Annotated in this window: 13 protein-coding genes; 2 read left to right on the forward strand and 11 right to left on the reverse strand. The window is 68.6% G+C overall.

Annotated elements, in window-relative coordinates:
* Positions 1-63 precede the first annotated feature (63 nt).
* The gene (locus tag ACXJKJ_RS10430) at positions 64-3,654 is read left to right on the forward strand and encodes a hypothetical protein (protein WP_056196798.1); all 3,591 of its coding nucleotides are present in this window, start codon (positions 64-66) and stop codon (positions 3,652-3,654) included.
* A 189-nt stretch (positions 3,655-3,843) separates the two neighbouring features.
* On the forward strand, positions 3,844-4,305 hold the full coding sequence (locus ACXJKJ_RS10435; protein ID WP_056196801.1) for a hypothetical protein: 462 nt from the start codon (positions 3,844-3,846) through the stop codon (positions 4,303-4,305).
* A gap of 3 nt (positions 4,306-4,308) precedes the next feature.
* On the opposite strand, the gene ACXJKJ_RS10440 is transcribed toward ACXJKJ_RS10435, so the two are convergent.
* The 11 genes from ACXJKJ_RS10440 to ACXJKJ_RS10490 all read right to left on the reverse strand — a co-directional run bounded on the left by ACXJKJ_RS10440 (position 4,309) and on the right by ACXJKJ_RS10490 (position 15,697).
* Positions 4,309-4,824: an AAA family ATPase gene (locus ACXJKJ_RS10440; RefSeq protein ID WP_457390053.1), complete on the reverse strand. Its 516-nt coding sequence runs from the start codon at positions 4,822-4,824 to the stop codon at positions 4,309-4,311.
* A gap of 136 nt (positions 4,825-4,960) precedes the next feature.
* On the reverse strand, positions 4,961-5,569 hold the full coding sequence (gene pnuC, locus ACXJKJ_RS10445) for a nicotinamide riboside transporter PnuC (RefSeq protein ID WP_457390054.1): 609 nt from the start codon (positions 5,567-5,569) through the stop codon (positions 4,961-4,963).
* Complete coding sequence (locus tag ACXJKJ_RS10450; RefSeq protein WP_056196809.1) at positions 5,569-5,862, reverse strand: septum formation initiator family protein; 294 nt, start codon at positions 5,860-5,862, stop codon at positions 5,569-5,571. The genes pnuC and ACXJKJ_RS10450 overlap by 1 nt, the downstream gene beginning before the upstream one ends.
* Before the next feature lie 3 nt (positions 5,863-5,865).
* Positions 5,866-7,152 carry a phosphopyruvate hydratase gene (gene eno, locus ACXJKJ_RS10455; protein ID WP_056196812.1) on the reverse strand — a complete coding sequence of 429 codons (1,287 nt, stop codon included), beginning with the start codon at positions 7,150-7,152 and terminating at the stop codon, positions 5,866-5,868.
* 98 nt (positions 7,153-7,250) lie between these two features.
* The gene (locus ACXJKJ_RS10460; RefSeq protein WP_457390055.1) at positions 7,251-8,513 is read right to left on the reverse strand and encodes a DUF3999 family protein; all 1,263 of its coding nucleotides are present in this window, start codon (positions 8,511-8,513) and stop codon (positions 7,251-7,253) included.
* The gene (locus tag ACXJKJ_RS10465) at positions 8,494-11,151 is read right to left on the reverse strand and encodes a DUF2339 domain-containing protein (RefSeq protein ID WP_457390056.1); all 2,658 of its coding nucleotides are present in this window, start codon (positions 11,149-11,151) and stop codon (positions 8,494-8,496) included. Before ACXJKJ_RS10465 ends, ACXJKJ_RS10460 begins: the two co-directional genes overlap by 20 nt.
* A gap of 5 nt (positions 11,152-11,156) precedes the next feature.
* On the reverse strand, positions 11,157-11,444 hold the full coding sequence (locus ACXJKJ_RS10470) for a DUF1330 domain-containing protein (protein WP_457390057.1): 288 nt from the start codon (positions 11,442-11,444) through the stop codon (positions 11,157-11,159).
* 7 nt (positions 11,445-11,451) lie between these two features.
* A complete protein-coding gene (kdsA, locus tag ACXJKJ_RS10475; RefSeq protein ID WP_457390058.1) occupies positions 11,452-12,309 on the reverse strand; it encodes a 3-deoxy-8-phosphooctulonate synthase in 858 nt (285 codons plus the stop codon).
* 3 nt (positions 12,310-12,312) lie between these two features.
* Complete coding sequence (locus tag ACXJKJ_RS10480) at positions 12,313-13,944, reverse strand: CTP synthase (protein ID WP_457390060.1); 1,632 nt, start codon at positions 13,942-13,944, stop codon at positions 12,313-12,315.
* Between the two features lie 58 nt (positions 13,945-14,002).
* Positions 14,003-14,806 (reverse strand): alpha/beta fold hydrolase, encoded by an 804-nt coding sequence (locus ACXJKJ_RS10485; RefSeq protein ID WP_457390061.1) that lies wholly within the window; start codon positions 14,804-14,806, stop codon positions 14,003-14,005.
* Positions 14,807-14,878: 72 nt separating this feature from the next.
* Entirely contained in the window at positions 14,879-15,697 is an 819-nt protein-coding gene (locus tag ACXJKJ_RS10490; protein WP_457390062.1) for a substrate-binding periplasmic protein, read from the reverse strand.
* Between the last annotated feature and the right edge of the window lies 1 nt (position 15,698).

Consider the following 15,698-nt stretch of genomic DNA (forward strand, 5'->3'; position numbering starts at 1 on the left):
GCCACTGCCCCGAGCTGAGACTTTCGCCTTTTGGCCCCTTCTTGAAAGGGCCAGGAGGCGACAGTGGCCGACAAGGGCGGATTTGGCAGCTTCCCGTGGGCAAGTGCCGCGGTGCTGGTGGCCTTCGTGGCCAGCACCCAGCTCGTGCCCCATGCCTTCGAACCGCTGCGGCCCGCCGAGAAGGCCCGCGCCCAGGCGCCGCTGGACCCGGATCTGGACGTCAACGCCCGCCTCTGGGAAGACCCGTTCACTGCGCTGCGCCGCTACGAGACGGAACGGGCGGAGCGCTGCGAGCGCGTGCGCAAGCAAACCTCGCAAACCCTGGACATCGACTGCCGCGACCGCGTGGCCGAGGTGCGTGACCCGCAGCGCATGCTGGCCAAGCTGGACCGCGACCACGACCAGCGCCTGGATGACACGCTGATCATCATGGGCCTGCTGCCCGGCGCCGATTTCGTGGGTGCCGAGGAGGCGCGGCGGCGTGTGCGCTACGCGACGCTGGCCGGCCTGCTGGCCCAGGACTATGTGCCCGACAACGCGGAGCGGCTCAGCCTGCTGGAGTTCAACCTGCTGGAGGCGGCCGCTCCGGCCGAGGCGGCGTCAGTGGCTTCAGCAGCATCGGCGGCCTCCCGGCCCGCTGCCGCCGACAAGCAGGCGCGCGCGGCCAAGGACAACTTCGTCGTGCCCTACGAGCTGCTGTCGGCGCGCTCGGAGCACCGCCGCAAGCCCGACGGCGAGGGCGATGCCAAGGCCGACAAGCCGCGCCGCTATGGCCAGATCGCCTTGCTGTGGGTGGACGAGAATTCCCTGCCCAACCGCAAGCTGGATGCCCTGGCCCGGCTGACCCAGCAGCTGATGGGCAGGCCGGCCCGCGACCTTGCGGCACCGGGTGGATCAGACGGGCAGCGCCTGCCCAGCCTGGCCGTCATCGGCCCTTCGTCGACCGACGCGCTGCGCGCCGCACTGATGGACCTGCGCTGCGCGGCCGACCGCAAGAACGCCGCCGCCGATGCCCTCAGCCCTGCGGCCAGCGCGGCGGCCGCACGCTGCAGCTCGGGCGTGGCGGGTGCCGTGCGGGGTCTCGCGCCCGACCTGCAGGAGGGCTACGAGCTGCTGTCGCGTGCCGAGTTCTACAACTCGGCCTCGACGGCGCCCAACAGCATGATCGCGGAGCTCAGCGACCAGAAGCTCGAGTCCTTCGTCACCGACCAGTTCAACCGCATCACCGGCGTCAACCCGGTGCGGCCGGTGCAGATGGTGCGCACCATCGGTACCGACGCCGAGCTCATCAAGCGCATCGTCGCCGAGCTCGGCCTGCGCCTGCCGCATGAGGGCCGGCGCGTCGTCATCGTTGCCGAGCGGGATTCCCTCTATGCCCAGTCCCTGGTCAGCGAGCTGCGCTACCGCCTGCCCGAGGGGCGGCCGCAGAGCCAGCCGCTGAAGATCGAGGTCATCTATTTCTTCCGTGGCATCGACGGCATCACGACGCGCGAGGCCGGCACCGCCGCCGCAGCCGGGCCGGCGGCCAAGAGCGCGCCGCTGGAATGGCCCGAGAGCCGTGACCAGCTCGACTATCTGCGCCGCCTCGGGGCCGGGCTCAAGCGCAGCGAGGCCGACTCAAGCCGCCTGCCCATCGGTGCCATCGGCATCTTTGCCAACGACGTGCACGACAAGCTGCTCGTTCTGCAGGCCCTGCACGAGGATTTCTCCGACCGCATGTTCTTCACGACGGACATGGATGCGCGCTATCTGCACCCCCGCACCCAGGCCTTCACGCGCAACCTGGTCGTTGCCAGCAGCCTGCCGCTGGCCTTCTACCCGCCCGCGGCAGGGGCACCGCACGGCGCCGTCGACCTGCAGGCCGGCACGCCGCCGCTGCGCGACATCTACCAGGCCAGCACCTATGCCGCCGCCCGCCGGGCCGGCTGCCGCAGCGAGAGCTGCAAGCGCGACGAGAGGCTGTCGCTGGAGCCGGCCCTGCAGAAGCCCTCGCTGTACGAGGTGGGCCGTTCCAGCGCAGTGCCGCTGGCTGGCTATGCGCTGGAGGCCCAGCCGACGCCACCGAGCGCGGGGCGCCACGGCCTGGCCGTGCTGATGGTGGTCGTGATGAGTTGCGCGCTGCTTGTCTGGCCGTCCACGCCGGCGATCCGGCAGGCGCGCCGTGTCTTCCTGCGCGAGCCGACGATGGACAACCAGCCGCAGATGGACATGACGTCCATCGTGCTGGTGGCCCTGCATGCCGGCGTGTTCGCCTACGTGCTGGCCAGCCTCATCGAATTCCTGCTGCCCAGCCAGCTCGGTTTCGTTCATGCCCTGCTGCTGGCCAGCCTGGCTGCTTTCGGGGCACTGCTGGCCGTGCTGCCGGCTTTGCTGCTGGCGCGGCGCGAGCAGCCAGCGCCGCCCGACCAGCGCGCTGGCGTCGACCGCCTGCATCTCGTCGTCGTGCTGCTGGTGGTGGGGGTCTGGCTGTGGCTGGCCTGGCCGGCCGGCGGATGGAACCAGGCCGGCGTCTGCGACAGCTGCGAGCCGGTGGCCTGGCTGGAAGGCGTCAGCGCCTGGCCTTCGCATCTCATCCACCTGCTGGCGCTGTTCGCCATCCTGTGGACGCTGGACTGGGCCTGGGCCGACTCGCTCAACCAGCTCCGCCACGACTCCGACTGGCTGCGGCTGCCGCGGCCCGTGCCCAAGCCCGTCGTGCGCAGCGACATGCGCCAGCTGTTGCGCGGCTGGTTCGAGCATGTCAGCGTGTTGTTCTGGAAGCCCGGCGTCGGCTACAGCTGCGACTTTGACGAGCTCTGGCAGGAGTACGGCGAGCGCGGCGAGGCCCGCCCGCGCGCCGCACGCACCCTGGTCTGGTACGGGCTCACGCTGAGCTGCGTCGGGCTGCTCTTCCTGTGCCTGTCCGAAGGGCAGATTCCCGAGGTGCCCGTGCGCGGCGACGAGCACCGCCAGATGGTGAGTGCCACGCTCTACGCCATCCTGCTGCTGCTGCCGCTGCTCATCGTCGCGGTGGCCGACGCGACGGTGCTGCTGGTGCGCTTCGTGCATCACATGAATGCCGGGCGCACTTTCTATCCCGAAAGCACTATCGAGATGTTTGCCAAGTCCCTGGGCGAGGAGCACAGGGCCTTGTGGGCGCAGCGCTTCAGCGCCCGGCCCGAGGACCGCAGCAAGGACGGCGGCGGCTTCGCGGTGCACACGCTGCTCGACGACTGGATCGACATCCAGGTCGTGGCTCGGCGCAGCACGCCGGTGGCCCGCCTCGTCATCGGCCCCTTCGTCGTGCTGGCCCTGCTGGTCGTCGCGCGCAGCCGGCTGTTCGACAACTGGTCGCTGACGCCGGCCATCGCCGTCGGCGTCAGCTTCTACATCGCCGCGCTCATCGGCCTGACGCTGCTGCTCAAGCGCGCCGCCGAGACGACGCGCCGCCGGGCGCTGGCGTCCATGCAGGCCGATCTGCGCTGGCTGGCGGGCAGCGGCAAACCGCTGTCCGACCTCGTCGAGCCCTACAAGCGGCTGATCGTGTCGGTCGAGAACGAGCAGTGCGGTGCGTTCGCCTCCTTCTTCGACCAGCCCCTGCTCAAGGCCATCCTCGTGCCCCTGGGGGGAGCGGGCGGTACGCAGCTGTTCGACTACCTGCTGCTCGGCCGCTAGAACAGCGGCGCTGATGCGATCTGGCAATTTCAAGCCCTAGAACCGCGGGCCGACCGGTCTGCACTTCCCCCCTCCATACGATGGTGTTTGCGGTCAGGGCGACTAGCCTGTTAGAGCGGCCGCCCCGATTCGAGGCCCCCGTCGGGCGCTCCCGGCATCGCCGTTCCATGCCGGTCACTGGAGTGAAGCATGACATCCGATCAACGACTGCTGGCCCTGATCGGCCGCCGGCTACCGGCCATCTTCGACGTCATCCCACGCGGGCCCCAGGGCCTGTCCGTGCATGATCGCGTCAGCGCCGTGGCATTGAATCCCCAGCCGCTGCCGCCCGAGCACATAGGCGCGGCGCTGGCGCAGGAGTTCGCCCACATGGCCTGGGTGAGCGACCGACTGGGCCTGAACTGGAAGACCATGGGCCAGGATCTGGACGACTGGTGCCCCACGCAACCGCGCAAGATCAAGTTCCCCGTTGGTTGGCCGCCCGTGCCCGAGCCCGATCCGCATCCGAACTGGCTGGCCGAGTTGCACCTGGGCTTTGCGGCCAAGCTGTCGGCGATCTCCGCCGAAAATGCCGGCACGCCACTGGCCGCCACGCTGGACCGCGCCGTCAATCGATCCATCGACGCGCTGTCGCAGTTGCAGGCGAAGTGAAGCTCAGCGGGCCGGTGCGCCCACGGCCTGCGCGGCCTGAGCGAGACGGCTCGCTTCGTCGCCGCAGATGTCGACCCAGGGCAGGCCCTGGGCCGACAGTGCTGCGCGCAACCGGCCGTCGAAGCGCGACCGCACCTCGGGGCCGTCGCGCTGGATGCCGTCGGCCAGCCAGGGGAGGTCAGGCGCGCACAGCAGCGTCAGCGCGCACCGGCGCTGGAAGGCCAGCGCGGGGACGAGCAGGCTGTCGTCGCCGAAGTAGTGCTGGCTGCACAGTGCCGTGATCAGCGGCGTGGTGTCGCAGAAGACCAGTTCATGCGCCCGCGCCGCGGCCTCGATGCGCGCGGCCTGCTCGGCAGCGATGTGGGCCTGCTCGTGCTGCAGCGGTGTGCGGCCATGGGCGTCGCACCATTCGCGCAGGTATTCGCTGACGAGCCCGGCATTGAATTGCCGTGCCAATGCCTCGGCCAGCGTGGACTTGCCGGTGCATTCGGCACCCAACAAGCCAATCATCCTTGCCATGAAGGCTCCGCAAATTGTGCGTGGCCAAGTTCGCCGTGTGGTGGCTGGCCAAGCGACTGCCGTGGAACCGGCTTTGCCGGGCCACTGACAGTGCCCCCTCGAAGGGGGCGCGCGCAGCGCGGCGTAGGGGGTGAGCTCATTTTCTCCAGGCGCGCCAGCCGATCACGCTCATCGGGATGAAGCCCGCGTAGAGGATCACGGTCAACCAGTAGCCCTTGAGGCCAAAGAGCACGACGCTGACCACGTTGACGACGATCCAGGTCGGCCAGTTCTCTTCGTACTTGCGCGCCAGCAGCCATTGGCCAAGCAGACTGGCGACGGTGGGGAAAGCATCCCAGTAGGGAAGGGGGCTGTCGGTGTTCTTCGCGAGAAAGACGCCGAGCAAGGGCCAGGCGGCCAGCGTCAGCAGCGCGGGCTTGACGAGGCCTTGCAGGCCGAGGCGGCGTACCTTCAGCGCCTCGCCCTCGCGCGTGCGGCCAAAGCGCCATTGCCACCAACCCCACAGCGCCAGTGCTGCGAACACCAGCTGCAGCCCGGCCTCGCCGTAGAGCTTGCCGTCCAGAAACAGCGCGAAATACATCAGCGAGCTGATGAGGGCCAGCGGCCAGGCCAGCAGGTGGACGCGCATATTGCAGACCACCATCCAGACGGCCAGCACGAAGGCGACCAGCTCCAGCCAGGAGATGGGGCTGCCGAATGCTGTGAAGGCCGGCGCAAGAAGCGCCGCCCAGGTGGTGGCGAGCATCAGCGCTTGATGGAAGACGCTGCAGCCGGCGCCAGCGGCACGAAGACTTCGTCGGACTTGATCATGCCCAGCTCGAAGCGGGCCTTCTCCTCGACCATCTCCAGGCCTTCGCGCAGATCACGCAGTTCGGCCTGCAACTGGGCGTTGCGGGCCCGGGCCTTGTCGTTGTCGGCCTGGGCCTGGCTCAGCTCCTCCCGGAGCTGAGCGACGTGCGGAATGCTGCCCCGGCCCACCCAGAGCTGGGCCTGAATAGCGATCAGAAAGATCGCCAGGACCGCGGCAAGCGCCTTCAAGCTTTACTTGAGGTTGTAGAAGGCGGCACGGCCGGGATAGAAGGCGACGTCGCCCAGGTCTTCCTCGATGCGCAGCAGCTGGTTGTACTTGGCCATGCGGTCCGAGCGCGACAGCGAACCGGTCTTGATCTGGCCGGCATTCAGGCCGACGGCGATGTCGGAGATGGTGCTGTCCTCGGTCTCGCCCGAACGGTGCGAGATGACGGCGGTGTAGCCCGCGCGCTTGGCCATCTCGATGGCGGCGAAGGTCTCGGTCAGCGTGCCGATCTGGTTGATCTTGATCAGGATCGAGTTGGCGATGCCCTTGGAAATGCCTTCCTGCAGGATCTTGGTGTTGGTGACGAACAGGTCGTCACCAACGATCTGCACGTTCTTGCCCAGGCGGTCGGTCAGGATCTTCCAGCCGTCCCAGTCGCCTTCGGCCATGCCGTCTTCGATGGAGATGATGGGGTATTTATCGACCCAGGTGGCCAGCATGTCGGTCCACTCCTGCGCGGTCAGCTGGATGCCGCCTTCGCCTTCGAGCACGTACTTGCCGTCCTTGTAGAACTCGCTCGCGGCGCAGTCCAGGGCGATGGCGATCTGGTCGCCGGCGCGGTAGCCGGCCTTGTCGATGGCCTGCAGGATCAGCTGGATGGCTGCTTCATGGCTCTCGACGCTGGGCGCGAAGCCGCCTTCGTCGCCGACGGCGGTGGAGATGCCCTTGTCGTGCAGGATCTTCTTCAGCGCGTGGAAGACCTCGGCACCCCAGCGCAGCGCTTCACGGAAGCTCGGCGCGCCCACGGGGACGATCATCAGCTCCTGCAGGTCCAGCGAATTGTTGGCGTGGGCGCCGCCGTTGATGACGTTCATCATCGGCACCGGCAGCTGGCAGCCGTTCATGCCGCCGAAGTAGCGGTACAGCGGCAGGCCCGACTCTTCCGCCGCGGCGCGGGCCACGGCCATTGACACGGCCAGCATGGCGTTGGCGCCCAGGCGGCTCTTGTTCTCGGTGCCGTCCAGGTCGATCAGCGTCTTGTCCAGGAAGGCCTGCTCGGAGGCGTCCAGGCCCAGCACGGCCTCGGAGATTTCGGTGTTGATGTGCTCGACGGCCTTCAGCACGCCCTTGCCCAGGTAACGGCTCTTGTCGCCGTCGCGCAGCTCGATGGCCTCGCGCGAACCGGTGGACGCACCCGACGGCACGGCCGCGCGGCCCATGACGCCGGACTCCAGCAGCACGTCGCATTCGACGGTGGGATTGCCGCGGCTGTCGAGGATTTCTCGACCGACGATGTCAACGATTGCGCTCATGGGGTTGTCTCCAGGAAGTGAAAAATTCGGGCGGGCGCAAGTGTGCCAAGCGGGCGTTACCGTGTCACAACAAGCGGCCGGTGCGTTGAGGCGGGAGTTTAAGTGCTGGGCTGCGTCGGTCCCTGGCGCCATAGCCGCCAGGTGACGGCCGCGAGCAGCACGACGCCCACGCCCAGCACGGCCCACAGCAGCAGGCGGCGCGGGGGTAGAGCGGGGTCCGCGGCTGGCATGGCCTGGGGTGTGAAGGCGCCGAGCTGGGCTCGGCCCAGGCGGGCCTGCTCACGCTGCCAGTCGGGCACCACTTCGGCCAGCGAGCGCGGGCCGGTCTCTGGCGCTGCGGCGCCCACCTGCAGGCTGAAAGGCGGTTCGCCCTGGGCAGCCCACACGAGGCGGGTGACGCGCACGGCCCAGTCCAGGCGCAGGCTGTCGGCGGGCGGCAATGCGGTGCCGCGCGGCGGCAGCAGACGCAGCTCGCTCGCTCCCACGTTCAGCGGCAGCGCCGGTGCGGCGTCGGCCGGGGCATCGCCGCGGTCCACGCGGTAGAACACGCTGCGGGCCACGGTCTGCCACGGTGCTTTCGCGCTTGAGCGCGTCTGCACCTGCACGGGCAGGATCCAAGTGCCCTGCGTGCCGGCCAGCGTCAGGCTCAGCAGGGGCTGCGGGCCGCCGAGCGGGATGACCCAGCCGCCATCGGCATCTGGCGCGGGCAAGGCCGAGCTGCGAACCAGCTGCTGCGGCGCCGCGCCAGCGGGTTGGGCCAGCAGGGAGGCGGCCTCGGGCTGCACGGCGCGCGTGGCGTCGTCCCACACCAGGCGCAGATAGCGTTGCGGACGGCCCGGCAGGGTGACCAGCGGCTGGGCCAGCGGCGCGCCGTCGGTCGTGCGCAGGCCCAGCAACTGACCGGTTCCCAGCACTTGCCAGGCTTGCAGGTCGGGGCTGGTCTCCAGCCGGTAGCCGGCCTGGAAAGCTGCGGCGTCGGTGGGCCAGCGCAGCCGCAGTTGGCGGGGCTCGGCCGGCCATTGGGCCGGCTCGCCCAGGTCCAGCAGCCAGCCGGCGGGAAGCCGATGACGTGGTGCCGACGCGGCGACCGGGGCCGGCGGCAGCGCGGCCAGCTTCAGCTCGCGCTCGGGCATGGTCAGCAGCTCGTCCGGCAGCAGCGCGAAGGGCACGCGGCGGCCCTGGGCGTCAAGCAGCTGCCAGTCGCGCAGGTCGCTGCCCAGGCTGTGCTGCCAGGCTTCGGCCGTGGCATCCAGCGTCAGGAAGGGCGCGGGTTGGGTGATCTGCACCGGCGCGCGGTGCGGGCTGGCTGTGGCCGATGTGGCGGCCAGCAGCACCAACAGCTCAAGAAGGCTTTTTCTCATCTTGTGTAGAGCCCGGCAAAGGCGCGATATAGCCGATGACCAGCATCAACACACCCACGCCGATGAAGGAGACGATGCGCAGCACGGTGCCGCTGCCCTGCAGGTCGAACAGCATCAGCTTCAGCACGACGGCACCCAGCAGCACGGCGCCGGCCAGCCAGGGCGCGCGCTGGTGGCGGCGCGTGCCCAGCAGCATCAGCACCAGAGCCAGGGCGCTCCACAGCAGTGCCAGGCCGGTCTGCACGCCGCGGGACTCGAGCCAGCCGTCGACGTGATAGGGCACATCGCCCCAGTGATGGAAGCAGCGGATCAGCATGCCGTTGAGCCAAAGGAAGGCCAGGGCTGCCGGCACAGCCAGCGAGGAAGGCGGCAGCTTGAGCGCGGCAGCAGCCGGGCTGCGCAACCAGGCAACGACGGCCAGCAGCGCGGCGGCGATGCCGAGGTCGAGCGGGTTCAGTACCGGGATGTAGGGCAGGGGTTGGGCGTTGCCGGGGCTGGCCCAGTTGGCGATCAGCACCCAGGCCGAAAGTGCCAGGCTCAGCACGGCAGCGCCCACCTGGGCATAGGCCGAGGGCGCCAGGCGCAACGGCCAGGCCTGTTGATCAGCAGGGCGACGCTGCTGGCGCAGCACGGCAGCCAGCAGCAGTGCCGGCACCAGCAGCCAGCCCAGCCAACCCCAGGCACTGCCGGGGTCGCCGAGGTCGGCCGTCCAGTGGCGGCCTTGCAGAGCGCCGAGCAGCGCAAATGCCAGCAGGCTGCCGGCATGCGTGGCGTTGCGCAGCAGCGCGGGCCAGTGCGGCGCCGTGCGTTGCAGCACCAGGCCCTGTGCCACCCAGGCCAGCGGCAGCGCCCACAGCCCACCGGCCGACAACGGCGCGCCGTGCAGTACGGTGCCCAGGATGCCCAGCAAGCCCCAAGCCGGCAGCAGCAATGCCGTCGGCCACGCGACCGTGGGCCAGCGCCACAGCGCCTGTAGGCCCAGCAGCAAGAAGCCGATGGCGGCGATCAGCGCGACGCTGACGGCCCACTCGTGCGGTGCCGTCACCCACTGGTCAAGCACGATGCCTGCCGCGACGGCGAGCCAGGCGGTGCCCCAGCCGACCAGTGTGAACGCGACCGCCGAATGCCACGACCGGCTGTCGTCACGGCCCAGGAAGCGCGAGGCGCCCAGCCCGGCGGCGGCGATCAAGAGCGCATTCAACAGCTGCGACGGCGCATGGAGGCCGTCGGGGTCGCCGCGGGACATCGACCACAACAGCGTGAAGCCGCCCAGCGCCATCAGTGCCAGGCCGCTGGCGAGTACGCGCAGCCGGCCTTGGCGCAAGCCCAGCCAGACGGCGCCGACACCTTCCAGTGCCCAGGCACCGGCGGTGGCCTCGGCGCTGAGCGCGAATGGAATGACCAGCGTGCCGAACACGGCGCCGAGCGCAATGAAAGCCTCGAACACCAGGGCATGGGCCGGGCGGCGCCGCACCCAGGCGGCCAGGCCCGCGTAGGCCGCGCCGATCAGCAGCGCAGCAAAGGCGATGGCCATCGAGTCGGGCTTGAGCAGCGCGTACTGCATCGCCGAAGCGAAGACCGGCACGCCGAACAACAGCGTGGCTTGCAGCCAGACCTCGGGTGCTTGTGCGCGGCGGCCCGGCATCAGCAGCACGGCGGTGAACAGCAGCCAGAAGGCGATCAGGAAGCCCTGGGCGACGGCGTAGTCGGCGGGCGTATAGGCCGTCAGTCCCCAGGCACTCGTGATGAGGGCGGTGAAGCTGAAGGCGATCAGGTTCAGGCGCGGCCAGTGCTTGAACCAGGCGACGAGCGCCACGCCCAGGCCCAGCACGAAGTCATAGCCGAGCAGCATGGCGATGGCGCCGCCGCCGGTGGACAGCAGCAGCGGCGTGGCATAGCCGCCCAGGGCGGCGACGACGGCCAGCGCCTGCGCGTCCTGCTTGACGGCCAGCAGTGCCGCCAGCAGCGAGACGGCCAGCATCAGCGCGAACACGAGTGCGAGCGGCTCCAGGCCGGCCAGCTTCACGGCGGCAAACAGCGTCAGGTAGACAACGGCCACGCCGCCGCCTTGCAGCAGCAGCCCGTAGCCGCGCGAGCGCAGCCTCAAGCGCCAGCCAATGACCAGCAGCGCAATACCGGTGGCACCGATGCCGGCCAGGCGCACTTCCAGTGGCACCGTGACGTTCTCTGCCGCGAAACGCGCGAGGAAGACGAGGCCGAGGAAGAGCATCGCCAGCCCGACCTTGACGATGGTGTTGGCCGCAGCGAGGCGCTGGGCCCAGACGGGCATGGGGATGGGACGGCGCGGGACGGGCGCCGAGGCCGGTGGTTGGGGTGCCGGCCTGGGCGGCGGCGGTGCAGCAACCGGCGTCGCGACGGTAGGTGGCAACGGCGCGACAACTGCTTCGGTCCGCTGAGGCACGGCCACAGGGGGCGTTGAAGCGGGTGGTTGAGCGGGCAGCGGCGCCGGCGCCGGTCCGCGGGCTGTGAGCTGCTTTTCCAGGTCGGCGATGCGCCGCCCCTGTTGCATCTGCTGCCAGCCCAGCCAGCCCACCGCGGCGCCGAGAAACGCGCCGATCAGACTCTCCGAGGCGAAGCCGCCGAACAGCGCGCCCAGCAGCAATGCAACGACGGCCACGGGGCTCAAACGCCTTCGATCAACACCATGCGCATGACGGCGATGCCCTCGCGGGCCTCACGCGCCACACCGTACTCGGGCGAGTCATAGAAAGCCTGTGCGGCTTCCGGCGTGGGGAACTTCAGCAGCACGACACGCTCGGGTGTCCAGTCGCCTTCGAGCACCGTGGTCTTGCCGCCGCGCACCAGCACCTCGGCGCCGTGTTCCTTCATCGCCAGCGTCGAGAGTCGCCGGTAATCCTCGTACTGCGCTGGGTTGGTGACCTTGACGTTGGCGAGGATGTAGGCAGACATAGGTCTTTCAGCAGGAAAAGTCGTTCTCCAACAGAGGCTGCTTCTTGACGACGCGATCCAGCGCCACCAGTTGCTCCAGCAGCGTCTTCATGTGCTTGAGCGGCACGGCGTTGGGGCCGTCGCTGAAGGCCTCGGCGGGGTTCGGGTGCGTCTCCATGAACAGGCCCGCCACGCCCACGCCCACGCCGGCCCGGGCCAGCACGGGCACCATCTCGCGGGCACCGCCGCTGGAGCCGCCGAGGCCACCGGGCTTCTGCACCGAGTGGGTGACGTCGAAGACCACCGGCGCGCCGGTGTTGCGCATTTCGGCCAGGCTGGTCATGTCGGCGACCAGGTTGTTGTAGCCGAAGCTGACGCCGCGCTCGCAGGCGAGGAAGAGGTCTTCGGACAGGCCCACCTCGCGCGCGGCGGCGCGGGCCTTGTCGATGACGTTCTTCATGTCCCAGGGCGCGAGGAACTGGCCCTTCTTGATGTTGACCGGCTTGCCCGACTGCGCGACCGCGCGGATGAAATCCGTCTGGCGGCACAGGAAGGCCGGGGTCTGCAACACGTCCACCACGCTGGCGACCTCGGCCACTTGGCCAGCATCGTGCACGTCGGTCAGCACCGGCAGGCCGGTCTGGCGACGCACCTCGTCGAGGATCTTCAGGCCGGCTTCCATGCCGACACCGCGCTTGGTGGTGCCGGAGGACCGGTTGGCCTTGTCGAACGAGCCCTTGTAGATCAGCGGAATGCCGAGGGCCGTGCACGCCTCTTTCAACAGGCCGGCGACGTCGAGCGACATCTGCAGGCCCTCGATCGAGCAGGTCCCGGCGATCAGGAAGAAAGGCTTGTCGATGCCGACATCGAATCCGCAAAGCTTCATGGATCAGACCTTTTGATGATGTTCCAGCGCAGCCTTGATGAAGGCCGTGAACAGCGGGTGGCCGCCCCAGGGCGTGGACTTGAATTCGGGGTGGAACTGCACGCCCACGAACCAGGGGTGCACCTCGCGCGGCAGCTCGACCATCTCGGTCAGCTTCTCGCGCTGGGTGATGGCCGAGATGACGAGGCCGGCCTTCTGCAGGCGTTCGAGGTAGTGCTCGTTGGCCTCGTAGCGATGGCGGTGGCGCTCGGTGACGATCGGGCCATAGATGTCACGGGCCAGCGTGCCGTCCTTGACGTCGGAGCTCTGCGCGCCCAGGCGCATCGTGCCGCCGAGGTCGCTTTTCTCGTCACGCTTCTGGATGCTGCCGTCGGCGTCCTGCCACTCGTCGATCAGCGCGATGACGGGGTGGGGCGTCTCGGGATCGAACTCGGTGGAGTTGGCGTTCTCGAGGCCTGCCATGTGGCGGGCGTACTCGATGGTCGCGACCTGCATGCCCAGGCAGATGCCCAGGTAAGGCAGCTTGTGCTCACGGGCGTACTGGGCGGCCAGGATCTTGCCTTCCACACCGCGCTTGCCGAAGCCGCCGGGCACAAGGATGGCGTCGAACTTGGCCAGCGTGTCGACCGTCTCGGGCGTCAGCGTCTCGCTGTCGACGTACTCGATCTTGACGCCGGCATGGTTGTGGATGCCGGCGTGGCGCAGCGCCTCGTTGAGCGACTTGTACGAATCCGACAGGTCGGTGTACTTGCCGCACATGGCGATGGTGATCTCGGTCTTGGGGTTTTCGACCTCGTAGACCAGCGTGTCCCAGCGCCTCAGGTCCGTGCTCTTGGTGTTGAGCTGGAGCTTGGTGCAGATGAGCTGGTCCAGGCCCTGCTCATGCAGCATGCGCGGCACCTTGTAGATGGTGTTCACGTCCCACATCGAGATCACGCCGTACTCGGCGACGTTGGTGAACAGCGAGATCTTCTCGCGCTCGTCGTCGGGGATGCGGCGGTCGGCGCGGCACAGCAGCGCGTCGGGCTGGATGCCGATCTCGCGCAGCTTCTGCACCGTGTGCTGGGTCGGCTTGGTCTTCAGCTCGCCAGCGGCGGCGATCCAGGGCACATAGGTCAGGTGCACATAGGCCGTGTTGGTCGGGCCGGCGCGCAGGCTCATCTGGCGCACGGCTTCGAGGAAGGGCAGGGACTCGATGTCGCCCACCGTGCCGCCGATCTCGACGATGGCCACGTCAACGCCCTCGGCGCCGCGCTTGATGTATTCCTGGATCTCGTTGGTGATGTGCGGGATCACCTGCACCGTCTTGCCGAGGTAGTCGCCGCGGCGTTCCTTCTCGAGCACGGTCTTGTAGATCTGGCCGGTCGTGAAGTTGTTGGCCTTCTTCATCCGCGTGGTGATGAAGCGCTCGTAGTGGCCGAGGTCGAGGTCGGTTTCGGCGCCGTCGTCGGTGACGAAGACTTCACCGTGCTGGAAGGGCGACATCGTGCCGGGGTCGACGTTGATGTAGGGGTCCAGCTTGATCAGGGTGACTTTGAGGCCGCGCGATTCGAGGATGGCAGCCAGGGAGGCCGACGCGATGCCCTTGCCCAGGGAGGACACCACACCGCCGGTGACGAAGACGAATTTGGTCATGTCTTGCAGCACGCAGAACAGCATGCTGAGGTGGGAAATTGCGATTGTACGAGACCCGTCAATTGGGCCCCAGCAACTCCAGCACCAAGTCGGCCGTTTCCTCAGGTTTCTCGAAAGGGAACAGGTGCGAGCCCTCCATCCAGCGCCAGTTCTCCCCAGCCAGTTTCCTGGACGCCGCGGCACCGGCCTGGCGCAGCTCGACCGAGCGCGTACCGCCGACGAAAGCCACCGGGCACTGTGGCGGGCGCAGACGCAGCAGCAGGGGCAGGTGGTGGGGCAAGGTACGGTAGATGTGGGCCTCGACCTCGCGCGTGAAGCGCAGCCTGACCTGGCCGTCTTCCGACTCTTCGAAACCGGCGTCGATGTAGTCGGCCAGCACCCGCGGGTCCCAGCGGGCGAAGAGCTTCTTGGCTGAGAAATGCTTGTAGACGGCCTCGCGAGCCGGCCAGACATGGCGACGCTCGCGGGCGATCTTGGACGGGCCGTAGCGGTGGATGAGTCCCGTCGTCTTGGCCATCGCAACGACCGCGGCCTTCATGCCCGATACGACGGGTGAGTCCAGCATGACAAGGCGGCTGACGAGATCGGGTCGGCGGCAGGTGGCCATCAAACTCAGCATGCCGCCCAGCGAGTGGCCGACAAGGGCGACCTGGCCTTGCGGGCGCACTTCATGCTCGATGAAATGCAGCAGCTGGTCACGCAGGCGGCGCCAGTCGCCAGTCACGGGGAAGCGCGGGTCGTGGCCAAAGCGATCCAGCGCCTCGACGTGCCAGCCGGCGGCGCGCCAACGCTCGAACAGCACGCGGTAGCAGCCGGCGGGATAGCTGTTGGCGTGAGAGAAGACCAGCGTGCGAGTTGTCATGGGCGCGCAGTTTGCCTGCGTCGGGCGACCTGTTCAGCGTCAGTTTTGGAGTGCCGAGTCCAGACGTGGCCGTCAGTCGGGCGGCAGCTCAAGCTCCAGCACGCGGCGCCTGCCGGCGTGGATCTCATCAAGACTGCGCCTGAAGCCGGGAATGCTGCGGAACAGGCGGTCGAAGCTGCCGTCGGCCAGGGCCGCGCGCAGGCCGCGCTCGATGCGGTCGGCCAGGGCGGGGTTGTCGCGGCTGGTGAAAAAGTAGAAGGGCACGCCGTAGTGCAGGAACAGGGTCTGCTCGATGGCCAGGCCGCTGTGCTGTTGCTGCTCGTACCAGGCCTCATAAACGCCGCGCGGCATGTAGTCGAAGCGCCTGGCGCCCAGCATCGCGAAGAGCTGTTCGTAATTGACGGACGTGACCACGGGCAGGCCGTTGGCGCGCAGCACGTCGGTCGATGGCCAGCCCTCGCCGGCCCCGGCCGTGAAGCGGCTCAGGTCGGTCAGCGTGCGCACGGCCCGGAAACGCGCCTGGTCGCCCCTGCGGATCAGGAAGACGCGGTAGTCGTTGAGTTCGCGCAGCAGCGAGAAGCGCACGGGAAGGAGCTCGGCCTCGCGCCTGGTGTTGCTGCCATCCCAGATGACGTTGATGGCGCCATTGTTCTTCAGCTCGACGAACTGGCGCTGGCCGCTCATCGGCTGCTCGTAGTGCTGGATCTCGAAGGCCCCGTCGCTGGCCTGCGTCTTCTCCAACGCCAGGCGCAGCAGTTGCGGGAAATAGCTTGCGTGCTCCTGCGAGCTGGGCGACAACTGCGGGATGGTGACGCGCAGGGGCTCCGCAGCCAGGGCGGCGGAGGGGCCTATCGTGGACAACAGCGCCAAGGCGGCGCGGCGCCGGTTCATG

The organism is Roseateles sp. P5_E1, from assembly GCF_054049335.1.